We start from the raw sequence: 12,880 nt of genomic DNA on the forward strand, positions 1-12,880 counted from the left end.
CGCTCGCTGCACACCGCGGTGATCGGCCCGCACGGCAAGACGCTGGAAGTGCAGATCCGCACGCATGACATGCATCGCGCCAACGAGCTGGGCGTGGCCGCGCATTGGCGCTACAAGGAGGGCGGCAGCGGCGATGCGGATTTCGAGGCGAAGATCGCCTGGATGCGCAGGCTGCTGGAACCGCGCAACGACGATGGCGAACTGGCTGCCGAGCTACAGACCGAGCTGCTCGAGGATCGCGTCTACGTGCTTACGCCCAAAGGCGAAGTGCTGGATATGCCGCACGGCGCGACCGTGCTCGACTTCGCCTATCACGTACACACCGAAGTGGGCCATCGCTGTCGCGGGGCCAAGGTCAATGGACGCATCGTGCCGCTGACCCATCAACCGCACAGCGGCGATCGCGTGGAGATTCTCACCGCCAGGATCGGCGAGCCGCGGCGCGATTGGCTCTCGGCGCATCATGGCTACCTGCATACCAGCCGTGCGCGCGACAAGGTGCGCGCATGGTTCCGGCGCAGCGCCCACGAAGCCAACCTCGCCGCGGGCCGCGCGTTGCTGGAACGCGAATTGAAACGCCTGGCATTGCCGGATGTGGACATTGCCAAGCTGCCGGTGCTGTTTCATCTGCAGACCCAGGACGAATTGCTGGTCGCGCTTGCACTGGGTGAAATCAGCACCGGCCAGGTGGCGCGCGTGCTGCAGGAATCCCAACAGCCTGCCGAGCCGGTTCCCGCCACGCCGCCGCCCGCAACGCGCCACACCGTGTTCGACCATAGCGCCATCACCATCGAAGGCGTGGGCAACCTGCTTACCGTGCTGGCCAGGTGCTGCCAGCCGTTGCCCGGTGATCCGGTGCTTGGCTTCATCACGCGGACCAAGGGCGTATCGGTACATCGCGCCAACTGCGCCAGCCTGGCGCGGCTGGCGCGGCGCGATCCGGACCGGGTGATCGAGGTGAGCTGGGGCCAGGCCAACGCACAGGCCTACGAAGTCACCATCCAGCTCAATGGCTACGACCGCAAAGGCTTGCAGAAGGACGTGGTGGGCGTGATCAGCAATGCGAACATCCACATCCTCGCCTCCAGCAGCCGCCTGTTTCCGCGCACCGGCGAAGTGGAAATGCGCTACACCCTGCGCGTGCGGGATTTCGAACAGCTGTCCACCTTGCTGGATCGGCTGGCGGCGCTGCCGAACGTGGTGGAGGCGCGCAGGGTCGGGGCGGGGTAGCTTTTTTGTTTCCTTCACCCAGGGTGGGCAGGGGAAGTAACAGCTGAACGCAACTTTTCGCTCCCCGCGCCTGTCATCCACCCAATGCTAAGCTGAACGCCTTGACCTGCCAGCTCACGAGCCATGAGCCGAAACCGCGACCTGAACGACCCGGGCCATAATGGCAATGGCCGTACCGAACCGAAGCTGGGCAACCTCGATCAGCTGGATCGGCCGCATGCGCCTGCACCCGATGATGGGCTGCCACCGATCAAGGTTGAGCCGGCGTATCGCCGTGGCTCGGGAGTCAAAAGCCCTTACAAAAAGCCCAACTGGTTCCTGATCGTGCTGATCGTCGTACTGCTCGCGGCGGTCGGCGGCCTGTGGTTCAACGAGAGCCGCTTGCGCAACCTGGTGCCGCGTACCGATTTCGACGACGTCTTGCATCGCGCACAAGTCGCCCTGCAGCAAGGGCACCTGGATGGTGGCGATGGCACCAGTGCGCGCGAATTGTTTGAAGCGGCGCGCGCACTCGAACCGGACAACGATGCCGCGCGGCAAGGTCTCAATGACGTGGGCCGTGCCGAAATCGCGCGCGCCGATGCGGCGCTCCAGGCTGGCAGGATCGACGAAGCCTCGCAGGCGCTGACCAATGCGCGCGAGTTGCTCGGCGGCGGAAGTGACGTGGATCGTCTCACCCAAGCCATCGCCAAGGCGCAAGTGTCATCCGGCAAGACCGATACCTTGATCGCGCAGGCGCAGCAGGCGCTCAGCGACAACAAACTCGATGGACCGGACGGCGCCGCGGCGCTCTATCAACGCGTGCTGGCCGCGGAGCCGGATAACGCGGTGGCGCGGCATGGCATGGACCAGGTTGGCGACGCGATGGCGGCGCAAATCCAGAAGGCTTTGAGCGCGAACGACGTTGCCACTGCTTCGGCCGGCATCGATCGCCTTGCCACGGTATTGCCCAATTACGCGCAGCTGCCGACGTTGCGGGCCTCGCTGTCCGCGTTGCAGGCACAGGCCAATAGCGCGCTCACGGACGCCATCAACCAGGGCAACGATGCGTTGCGCGCGGGACACATCGACGGCGACGGCACCGACACCGCGCTTGCGCATTTCAAGGCTGCGCTGGCGATCGATCCCAATAACGCGCAGGCAAAGGCCGGGCTCGGCCAAGTGGCGCAGGCGCTGGTCGTGCAAGCCAGTGCAGCGATCGATGCGGGCGATGCGGATCATGCGCGGCAGTTGCTGGACCAGGCCGACACGCTTGCTCCCGGTTCGGCGGACCTGATCGCAGCGCGTGCACGTCTGGGACAGCCCCCGGCGCCGCCCGTGATACCGCCATCCGGCAACAGAGCCACGGCAAGTGCGCAGCAAGCGGCACCGCCGCAAGACGATAGCGCGCCGCTTCCCGTCGCACGGCTCACCGGCCAGCAAGAAATCCAGGTGGCCGACATGGTAAGCCGCGCGAAGCAGGCCGCCGCACGTGGCGACATCATGACGCCGCCCGGCAATTGCGCGTACGACCTTTATCGCGGTGCGCTCGCCATCGATGGCAATAACCAGCAAGCCTTGGCTGGCCTGCAAGCATTGCCGGGCGAAGTGCAGCAGCAATTCAACAACGCCTTGCGCAGCGGCAGCCTCAAGAAAGCCAACAGCCTGCTCGATGCGCTCAGCAATCTCGAACCGGGCGATGCAGCCATTGCCATTTCACGCCAGCGGCTGGCGAATGCATGGTTCGATCAGGCCGAACAGCAATTGGAAAGCGGCGATCGCGACAACGCGGCCGGGTCGCTGGAGCAAGGACGCCAACTGCAACCGGACGATCCGCGCATACGGGAAATCATGGCGCGCATGCAGGGCAATCGATGACGGTACTGGTCTTTGGTGGCAGCAGCCAGATCGGCCGTTACCTGCTGCCATTGCTTGCCGCGCGTGATGAGCCGGTGATGGTGTTGAGCCGCACGGCACATGCATCAACAGATGGCGTGACGTGGCTGAGCGGGCAATTGCCCGATGCCGTACCCAGGGTGGATGACGTCTCGGCCATCGTCAGCTTTGGCCCGTTGAACTGGTTTGCGAAATGGCTGAGTACGGCGACGTTGCCGCACGCGCCCCGCGTGATCGCGGTCAGTTCGATGAGCGCGGAAAGCAAGCGTGCATCGGAAGTCTCCGTCGAACGGGATCTCTCCCAGTTGATTCGGGACAGCGAGGCGGAACTGGCCGAAGCCTGTGCCCGCCACGGCAGCGCCTGGACCGTGCTGCGGCCCACGCTTATATATGGCGCGGGCATGGATAAAAGCCTAACGCCGATCGCCCAGCGCGCGATGCGCCTGAAGGTGTTCCCGTTACCGGCGGCCGGCGGTATGCGCCAGCCGGTGCATGCGCAGGATCTGGCCCATGCCGCCCTCGCGGCGCTGGACAAGCCCGCGTCGGCCGGGAAGGTCCTCGCCATCGGCGGCGGCGAACAATTGACGGTAGGCGAACTGTTTGCACGCGTGCGACGCAGTCTGCCCGTCGATACGCTGCCCTTGCCGTTGCCGGCGTGGTTATTGCGTCTGGGCCGCCGCAGCGTCGCTGGCCTGCGCGGTCCCTTGAGCCGCCTGGAGGCAGACCTGGTGGCGGACAACACGGAAATGACGCGCTTGCTGGGGGTGCAGCCGCGGCCGTTCCGCCCGGATGCGGATTGCTGGCGCTCCTAGGCTAGGGATGCTCTGATCCATTCCATGCACCCGCCACCGCATACAGTGCGGCCCGTCCTATTGAATTTTAAAGACGGGGTGACGTCCGGAAGGCCCGCAGGCTGCGCCGCGCGGCTTGAACAGACAGCCAGTCTGCCCTGCGCCACGCGACACACCCTGCGGCCTTCTGGGCGTCATGCCGGCTGCATGGAATAGGTCAGAGCATCCCTTGGGCTCTGCTTCCCCCGATTGCCAGCGCAACATCCCCGAAATGACCCTGTCATGCCATTTTCGGCAGGCCCGCATTCATCCCGCCGCCGGGTCACGAGCCCTATGATCTCGGACATTGCCGATTCGGCTTGCTGCAATGGATACCGCCCCGTTGGAATTTCTCAGCCGACTCCGTTCGATCGCAGGCGCATGCTGGCCGTGGATGCGCATTCCCTTCTGGATTTGCACGGGCCTGCTATTCGGTTTCCTGCTGCCGTATTCGCTGATCCTCAACAAGCGCGTGCAGGACCGTTTCAGCGACCTGGTCTTTGCCGTACCGACGCGCGTCTATTCGCAGCCGTTGCGGCTGGCGCCTTACGTACCGATGACGCCCGGCGCGCTGGAAGTGGAGCTCGCCTTCTCCGGCTACGCCAACGACGGCCACGGTGACGTGCCTGGCAGCTGGGCGAAGAGGGGCAGTACTTATGTGATTTCCTCGCGCGGTTACGCCGGACCCGACGGTGGCGAATTGCCCAAACATATTCGCGTCGCGCTGGGCAACGGCATGGTGCAGTCGGTCACCGATCTGGCTTCCGGCAAGGCGCTCAGCGAAACGCATCTGGACCCCGCGCGCATCGCCACCGTCTACGGCGCCAAGCAGGAAGATCGCACCTATGTGCAATTGAACGATTTACCGCCGTTGCTGATCGCCGGCTTGCAGGCGGTGGAAGACCGTGACTTCAAGCATCACATCGGCGTCGATTTCACCGCCATCCTGCGCGCCGCGTTCGCCGATTTGCGTGCCGGCCATACCGTGCAAGGCGCGTCCACGCTGACGCAGCAGTTGGTGCGCAACCTGTTCCTCAATCGCGAACAGACCATGGGACGCAAGTTGAACGAAGCGCTGATGTCGATCCTGCTGGAGATGCACTACAGCAAGGCGCGCATTCTCGAGGCATACATCAATGAAGTGTTCCTCGGCCAGCAAGGCGACCAGGCGGTGCATGGCTTTGCCGCGGCCTCGCAATTCTATTTCGGGCGCCGGCTGGAATTTCTGCGTCCGCAGGAAATCGCCTTGCTGGTCGGCTTGGTGAAAGGCCCCAGCCAGTTCGATCCACGCCGTTACCCTGACCGTGCGCTGGCGCGACGCAACTTGGTGCTGGACACGTTCGTCACCACCGGACTGTTGTCGGCGGAACAGGCACGTGCGGCCAAAGCGACACCATTGGACGTGATCCCCGATGGCCAATTGCCGCATAACCGCTTTCCTGCCTTCATGGAACTGGTGCGTCAGCAGATCACCAACGACTTCGACGAAGAAACGCTCAAGCAAGGCAATTTGTCGATCTTCACGACGCTCGATCCCGCCACGCAGCTATACACCGAGCAGGCGATCGACACGGCGATCAAGAATCTCGGCAAGCGTGCCGAAGACACGCAAGGCGCGGCTGTCGTCACCGATTCGAAAACCGGCAGCGTACTGGCCGTGGTCGGCAGCAAGATTGCTGGCGACCAGGGCTTCAATCGCGCTTTGGATGCGCGCCGGCCGATCGGCTCCACCATCAAGCCGTTCGTGTACCTCGTCGCGCTGACCAATCCGGAACGCTGGAATCTCGCCACACAGCTGGACGATTCGCCGGTCAGCATGAAGCAACCCGACGGTAGCTGGTGGACGCCGCACAACGACGACAACCAGAGCCACGGCATGGTGCCGATGGTGGATGCGCTGGCCAATTCGTGGAACCTCGCCACCATTCACCTGGGCCTGGAAGTGGGCTTGCCGCGCATCAAGGCATTTCTGGAATCGTTTGGCCTCAGCAATGTGCAGCCGGGTCCGTCGCTGTTGATCGGTGCGGTTGATCTCGCGCCGATCCAGGTGGCGCAGCTTTATCAATACATCGCCTCCGACGGCCACGCGCTGCCGCTGTTGGCAGTGAGTGGCGTGGTCGACAGCAATGGCCACACCATCAAACGTTATGAGGTGGAAAGCGGCAAGGGCGAGTACCAACCTGCCGTGCGCCTGGTGACATGGGCGATGCAGCAAGTGGCTACGTACGGCACAGCGAGTTCGCTGGCCAAATCCAGCCTCGCCTACCTGCATACCGCTGGCAAGACCGGCACCAGCAACGATTTGCGTGACAGCTGGTTTGCCGGTTTTACCGGCGATCGCCTGGCGGTGTTCTGGATGGGCCGCGACGACAACAAGCCCAGCCATCTGTGGGGCTCCACCGGTGCATTGCGCGCATGGCAGGAATTGTTCCGCAAACTGCCCACCGTGCCGCTGCCGGCTACGGCAGGGGAGGGCCTGGAAATGGCCTGGGTCAACCCCGCCGACGGCCGTCGCAGCGATCCGGCATGTTCCGGCGCCAAGCAGGTACCGGTTATCGCGGGCAGCCTTTCCACGGATTCCGAAGGGTGTTTCTGGCAAAAAATCGGTAATCTGTTCGGCGGCGGCCAGGGTGCTTCCCAACCCTCGGCCGAATCGCCAACCCCCACGACCAGCCAGCAATAGCCAAGCATGACCATGCCGTTCCGTTCATTCCGCCTTCCAGGCCTCCTCGTGCCTGTACTGCTCCTCGCCGCCTGCGTGCAGCCTGCGCCCGAAGCGCCCAGGCCACCGCCGGGCAAATCCAGCGTCGCGATGGTGAATGAAATCCGCGCCGCCGGTGAGCGCGACAAATCCGTGATCAATGTGCATCCGCTGGTCGACCCAGGTGTAGTCGCATTGCAGGACGCGGCAAAGCAAGACGAGCGCAATGGCAACTACCAGGCTGCTGCCGCCAAGCTTGACATGGCGCTCAAGCGCACCCCGGATGCGCCCGACGTGCTGCAGGATCGCGCCGAAGTCGCCATCTACATGGGCGATTTCCAGCTTGCGGAAAAACTCGCACATCAATCCTGGACCTTGGGCTCCAAACAGGGGCCGCTGTGCGCGCGCAACTGGCAGACCATCGTGGAGATTCGCCAGCAGGCCCATGATGAGGCTGGTGCAGCGTCGGCGAGCAAATGGGTGGGCGAATGCCGGGAACCGGGGATCCAGCGGCTTTGAGGCGGTGACCGCTTTTCCCCCTGGAGAAGGGTGACGAACGTGGGTGTTCCGGTCGGGCAACAGAAGTCCAACGCGTTATCCCGGCGTGCTGCTTTAGCCGATGCGTGCCGCCTTCAATAGACGGATTCCATCGCCCCGCTCAATGACCGCGCGAACAAGTCCATGACCAACGCAGCCAACCCTCTGCGGCGCGCAGATGGCTGACCTCGGTCACTATGCTCGATTCGGCTCATCCACGATGAACTGACGCTGCAATCGGTGGGATGTAGCCACAGCCGGCTTTCCACCGTTGTAGCGTCGCTCAGCGGCGAGCGAACCGAACGCAGGCCATGCTTGCCCATTGGCCGTTCAACGCGCTTTTTGTTGATGCACTCGTCGGCTTCCGTCATGAAGGGCAGATCTCCGACGCGACGCCGCTCGGAACGAACCTGTGCATTTTTGGGCCACATCATCGGCCTTCTGAGTGCTGCCTGCCTGATGGCCTGCGTCCACGCGCCCACAGACTATGCGTCGACACTCGCAAGCGTTCTGCAACGTTCGAAACGGAATGGCCGCGTTCGTCGGCTTGCTTGGCTGCTTCAGCCTTGAACGCGTCGGTGAAACGTTTGTCCGGTCATAGATCCTCCCATCCTCAATAGACGCTAATCGGATGTCTACGAAATTACGGGGTGCAGCAGGGAAGCGGGAGCGACATCGCACGACCCGCAAGATCGAATAAACATGTACCCCCTTAGCTCGCGGTCTATGCAGATACTTATGCCGATGGCGAAAGTTGAGGCATGGATGTTTCCGTGACGCTTCAAGTAGTCAGAGTCATCTCTCTGCGTGAGTGCAATGTGCTGGACAGCAGAGGGGCGAAGACGGAGCTCAGTCCGAAAGAAAGCTGCTTCCGCGTAGGCAATTGCTGGTCGACTCGCCCAGCGGCGTAACACATGGTGATGCAGGGTAAAGCGATTTCAAATGATTTCTATATGGCTCCTCTTGGCAGTTAACAAGAATGCGCGTCGAGATGAAAAATCTGAAGCAGCTGTTCGTCGCAAGTCTGGGAGACTTCACATGCGGGCGTAGGCGTAAGTGGACTTGAGACATTGTCTGAGAAAAATTTCGGGCTATTCCGATTCCGGCCGGTATTCAACAATCTCTAAGATTTGCAAGCATTTTGTTCGCTTGCGCGGTTGAAGCAGTTACGGATGGATCGTCGCGCAACATCTGTTGGCTCAACGAAAGCATGTCCGGCAAGAGACGCGGGCATTGGGAGTCAATTTGTTTCCAGCTTTGGATCTGCGCTTGCAGGCGTGTGATCCACCTCACCTTTGTCGTACGTCACCCTGCGGCCGACAAAGAGCATTCGCCAACTGGCGAACTTCTCAGTGATCTAACTTAAGGATAGATAAGTATGAAGCACATCAAGCTTGCCTCCGCGGTTGCCATCGCCATGGGTATTGCCTTTGCTGGCGTTGCCAGCGCTGCGTCCTCAAACGGTGGCACCATCACCTTCACCGGTTCGGTGGACGACACCACCTGCACCGTGACCGGCGGTGGTGGTACCGATGGCGGCCAGGGCAAATTCACCGTTGCGCTTGACGCCGCTCTGCCCGAAGACTTGAAAGCAGCCGGCGATACCGCGAAACCGAAGCCGTTCAGCGTTCAAATCGGTGGCCCGGGCCAGGGTTCTTGCACCAACGGCAAGATCGCCAGCATGTCATTCCTGACTTCCAGCCCGCGTATCGACGCAGCCACGGGCGCGCTAGTGAATGCACTGTCTGGCGAAGCCACCAACGTGCAAGTCCAGCTGACCGATAGCATGGGTGTGATTGATCTGGCTGATCCCAGCTACAAGCAGGATTCGCCCGATATTGCCAACAATACGGCGCTCATCAAGTTCGGCGCCCAGTATCTGGCAGTTGGCGGTGCAGCCACACCGGGTCAGGTCAGCACCAGCGTCGTCTACGCGGTGACCTACAACTGATCGGCTTGCAATAACGCTAGCTGACATCGATGGCGGTCAAAGTACCGCCATCGATGTACTCAATCCACTGAAGGTGACGTATGACTGATGTATTGCGCCATGTGATGGCAGCCTCGCTTCTTTGCGCGGTGCTATTGGCCAATCGAGCCGACGCGACTGTGGTGATCAACGGTACGCGTGTGGTGTATGCCGCTCAGGAGAGCGAGGTTACCGTCGGGCTTGAAAATAAGGGCGGTACACCTTCGCTGGTACAGGTCTGGCTGGATGCGGGTGATGAAAAATCCACGCCTGAAAGCGCTAAGGTCCCCTTTACGATCACGCCGCCTTTATTTCGCCTCGATGCGGGTAAGGGTGGATCGGTACGCTTGATCTATAGCAAAGAGCCGCTGCCTGGCGATAAGGAAAGCCTGTTCTGGCTGAATGTGCTTGAGGTTCCGCCGAAATCGGCGAACGACGGAAGCCAGAATATGCTGGAATTCGCCTTCCGTACCCGCATCAAGGTGTTGTTTCGCCCTGCGGGCCTGCCTGGGAATGCAGCGGGTGCTGCTCATAAGCTCACCTGGAAGCTAGTCGATGGCGAGGGCGGCAAGGGCGTCGCATTGCAAGTCACCAACCCGACACCGTATTACGTCAACTTCGCTGAAGTGGGTTTGAGGTTCGGCGAGCGCAGCATCACGATGCGCGGCGGTGGCATGGTGGCGCCAGGTAGCACGACGGTATTTCCAGTCAAAGAACTCACCAGTCGGCCTACAGGCGATGTGAGAGCGCAATTCAACGTTATTAGTGATTATGGTGCTGTCAACACGATGGTGGAGCGGCTCACGCCATAAGTGTCATGCGGCTCAGCAAGTTTCATATCTCGTCTAAATAAAGTTTCCAAAACAAATGGCCAGCGAAGACTTGGCCATGTCAGGAGTGTTTTTGTATGCAGGCCAATGCAGCCGCGAACGGATTGATTGCCGACAAGGACGCCCGGTTGCGGCGGCGTTTATTGCCTACCTTGCTCCTGAGTGCATTGGCGCCATCGGCGCATGCGGCAGCCCTGGTATCGCCAGCTACGCCGGCTTCGCCCACGGCGGTCGATCCGGTCAACTTCGATGCTTCCTTCTTTCCGTCCGGCATGGCGCCCAAGGTGGACTTGTCGCGTTTCGAAAAGGGCAACGTCGTGCTGCCGGGAACGTACCGCAGCGACATACGTCTCAACAATACGTGGCAAGCGCGCACCGACCTGGTGTTCGCCAACGTCCCTGGCAAAGACAGTGCGGAGCCGTGCTACGACTCGGCCATGCTGATACGTATCGGCGTAGACCTGAAAAAGGTGCTTGCGCAGAAGGAAAATCCGTCGCTCAAGAAAATGCCAGAGGGGACCTTTTGTGGTCCGATCGGCGACTACATACCCGGTGCCACGGCCGATTTCGACATGGGAACGCAGGAACTGTCCCTGTCCGTGCCGCAGATCTATATCAATCAGGTTGCGCGCGGCTATGTCGACCCTTCGCAATGGGATGCAGGCATCAACGCGGGAGTCCTTAACTACACCAGCAACCTGTACAGCTACAGCAATAAAGGACAGCGCCAAGCCACCGGCTACGTTGGCCTCAACGCGTCGGCAAAGCTTGGCTCATGGCACCTTTACACGCTTGGCGCCTTGAGCTGGGCGCAGCGCGGTGCTACGCATTACCAAAACACCGCCACCTATCTGCAGCACGATATTCCTTCATTGCGGGCGCAATTGGAGGCCGGCGATACATTCACAGCCGGCGACATTTTCGACAGCGTGCGCATACGCGGCATGCGCCTCTACACCGATGACCGCATGCTGCCGCAATCCATGCGTGGCTATGCACCGATTGTGCGCGGTATCGCGGAAACCAATGCGCATGTGATCATTCGCCAGCGTGGTTACGTGATCTACGACGCCAACGTCGCGCCTGGCGCGTTCGCCATCGAGGATCTCTATCCGACCGGTTATGGCGGCGACCTGGATGTGGAGGTCACCGAAGCCGACGGGCGCGTGCAGCGTTTCGCCGTGCCGTATTCTTCCGTGCAGCAATTGCTGCGCCCCGGCCAAAACCGTTGGAGCGTGACTGCCGGCAAGGTGGAGCAACAGAATCTGCTCGATACGCCCTACGTCGTGCAGGGTACGTTTCAGCGGGGCATCAACAACGCCGTAACAGGCTATACCGGCGCCACGTTCGCCAACGGCTATGGCGCAGCGCTGGTAGGCGCCGCCGTGAACACCTCAGTGGGCGCCTTTTCAGCCGACATCACCCACGCCACCCACCATGCGCCGAACCAGGCTCGAACCAACGGCACCAGTGCAAGAATCGGATACAACAAAAATGTCACCGACACCGGCACCAACTTCTCGGTGGCCGCGTATCGGTATTCCACCAAAGGCTATGTAAGCCTGCAAGATGCGGTGCTGTTGCGCGACGCTGCCGCAAGGGGCTATGCCAGCAATTTGTTGCAGCAGCGTAGCCGCCTTGACATGAATATCAATCAGTCGTTGGGCGACACCTACGGGCAGCTGTTTCTGCAAGGGTCGGTGGTCGATTATTGGGCAGGCAGCGGTCGGCAGGTGAACTTTTCCGCGGGCTATTCCAATCATTGGAAATCGTTCAACTACAGCTTCAGCGCACAACGTGAGCTGATAAGCGACAGCCAGGGATTTGTACCCGGCAGTAGCGTACCCGCCGACCAGATCCCCGGCTTGCCAGGTAACTTCAATGTGGCGCAGACGACTGGGCGTCGTGACACACGTTTTCTTTTTACCGTCAGCGTGCCGCTGGGCCGCAGTGACCGCGCACCGCAGCTCAGCGCCACGATCAACCGAGCCAAGCAAGGTGGCAACAGCAGCCAGGCCACGGTGACCGGCAGCCTCGGCGCGGACAATCGTTTCACCTACGGCGCCACCGCAGGCCAGACTGGCGGCGGCGGCAATGGCTCGCTCAATGCGCAGTACCGCAGCCCGCTGACGCAGCTGGCAGCCGGCTATAGCCAAGGCAGCGGCTATCAGCAGTTCAATGCCGGCGCATCGGGCAGTCTGGTGGTGCACGGCGGCGGCCTGACCTTTGGGCCGCCCAGCGGCGACACCATCGGCATTGTCGACGCACCCAACGCGGCAGGTGCCACCGTAGCCAACAGCCAAGGGGCCAAGGTGAACGGGAGCGGCTACGCGATCGTGCCGAACCTGATGCCTTATCAGCTCAACTCGGTCGCGCTCGATCCCAAGGGCGCCGACGCCGGCCTGGAAATGAAATCCACCACGGCCAACGTCGCTCCGCGCGCCGGTTCGGTCGTCAAGCTGAAATATGAGACCACGCACGGCCACGCGGTCATGGTGGAAACCACTCTGCCCGATGGCCAGCCGGTGCCGTTCGGCGCAGAGGTACTCGACGCTGAGGGTCATAGCATCGGCGTGGCCGGCCAGGGTAGCCGTCTGTTCGTGCGCGATCTGCCTGCTTCCGGAACGTTGACGGTGAAGTGGGGTGAGGGCGTGGCGGAATCTTGCAGGATCGATGTGCAACTGCCGGCGGCAGCCAAGGGGCGGCAGGTGACTTTGCAGACGGTGCACGCTGCTTGCCGAATGGCAGGTGCGACGGAACCTGCATCCGCAACCTCAGGCACATCTTCTGAATCCGATAGCCCGTTACCGCACAACGTTCAACCGGACCCATTTAATTGAACCAACGCTTTCATGTTCCAAATTTATTTTGGAACCAAAAGCGCACTAAAAAAGGTACTTATTAGTGT

9 protein-coding genes and 1 pseudogene are annotated in these 12,880 nt (G+C 61.5%); 8 read left to right on the top strand and 2 right to left on the bottom strand.

The window, feature by feature from the left end; all coding sequences use genetic code 11:
- The 5 genes from V7M64_RS18190 to V7M64_RS18210 all read left to right on the top strand — a co-directional run.
- On the top strand, positions 1-1,230 hold a 1,230-nt coding region (locus V7M64_RS18190), incomplete at its 5' end, for a TGS domain-containing protein (RefSeq protein WP_333681094.1).
- Positions 1,231-1,353: 123 nt separating this feature from the next.
- The gene (locus V7M64_RS18195; protein WP_333681095.1) at positions 1,354-3,087 is read left to right on the top strand and encodes a hypothetical protein; all 1,734 of its coding nucleotides are present in this window, start codon (positions 1,354-1,356) and stop codon (positions 3,085-3,087) included.
- Complete coding sequence (locus tag V7M64_RS18200; RefSeq protein WP_333681096.1) at positions 3,084-3,917, top strand: NAD-dependent epimerase/dehydratase family protein; 834 nt, start codon at positions 3,084-3,086, stop codon at positions 3,915-3,917. The genes V7M64_RS18195 and V7M64_RS18200 overlap by 4 nt, the downstream gene beginning before the upstream one ends.
- Before the next feature lie 361 nt (positions 3,918-4,278).
- The gene (mrcB, locus tag V7M64_RS18205) at positions 4,279-6,618 is read left to right on the top strand and encodes a penicillin-binding protein 1B (protein WP_333681097.1); all 2,340 of its coding nucleotides are present in this window, start codon (positions 4,279-4,281) and stop codon (positions 6,616-6,618) included.
- 48 nt (positions 6,619-6,666) lie between these two features.
- Positions 6,667-7,155 carry a tetratricopeptide repeat protein gene (locus V7M64_RS18210; RefSeq protein WP_333681098.1) on the top strand — a complete coding sequence of 163 codons (489 nt, stop codon included), beginning with the start codon at positions 6,667-6,669 and terminating at the stop codon, positions 7,153-7,155.
- Positions 7,156-7,268: 113 nt separating this feature from the next.
- On the opposite strand, the gene V7M64_RS18215 is transcribed toward V7M64_RS18210, so the two are convergent.
- Together V7M64_RS18215 and V7M64_RS18220 are read right to left on the bottom strand one after the other, a co-directional pair.
- On the bottom strand, positions 7,269-7,544 hold the full coding sequence (locus V7M64_RS18215) for a hypothetical protein (RefSeq protein WP_333681100.1): 276 nt from the start codon (positions 7,542-7,544) through the stop codon (positions 7,269-7,271).
- Between the two features lie 110 nt (positions 7,545-7,654).
- Positions 7,655-7,759 (bottom strand): annotated as a pseudogene (locus V7M64_RS18220) (transposase); the annotation flags it as partial.
- Between the two features lie 792 nt (positions 7,760-8,551).
- Between V7M64_RS18220 and V7M64_RS18225 the strand changes: the two are divergent.
- From V7M64_RS18225 to V7M64_RS18235, 3 genes are all read left to right on the top strand, one after another.
- Positions 8,552-9,124, top strand: coding sequence for a fimbrial protein (locus tag V7M64_RS18225; protein WP_333681102.1), 573 nt, complete (start codon positions 8,552-8,554; stop codon positions 9,122-9,124).
- Positions 9,125-9,204: 80 nt separating this feature from the next.
- Positions 9,205-9,954, top strand: coding sequence for a fimbria/pilus periplasmic chaperone (locus V7M64_RS18230; protein WP_333681104.1), 750 nt, complete (start codon positions 9,205-9,207; stop codon positions 9,952-9,954).
- Between the two features lie 95 nt (positions 9,955-10,049).
- Positions 10,050-12,812, top strand: coding sequence for a fimbria/pilus outer membrane usher protein (locus V7M64_RS18235; RefSeq protein WP_333681106.1), 2,763 nt, complete (start codon positions 10,050-10,052; stop codon positions 12,810-12,812).
- Positions 12,813-12,880: the final 68 nt, after the last annotated feature.

The organism is Dyella sp., assembly GCF_036746095.1.
GTDB lineage: Bacteria > Pseudomonadota > Gammaproteobacteria > Xanthomonadales > Rhodanobacteraceae > Dyella_B.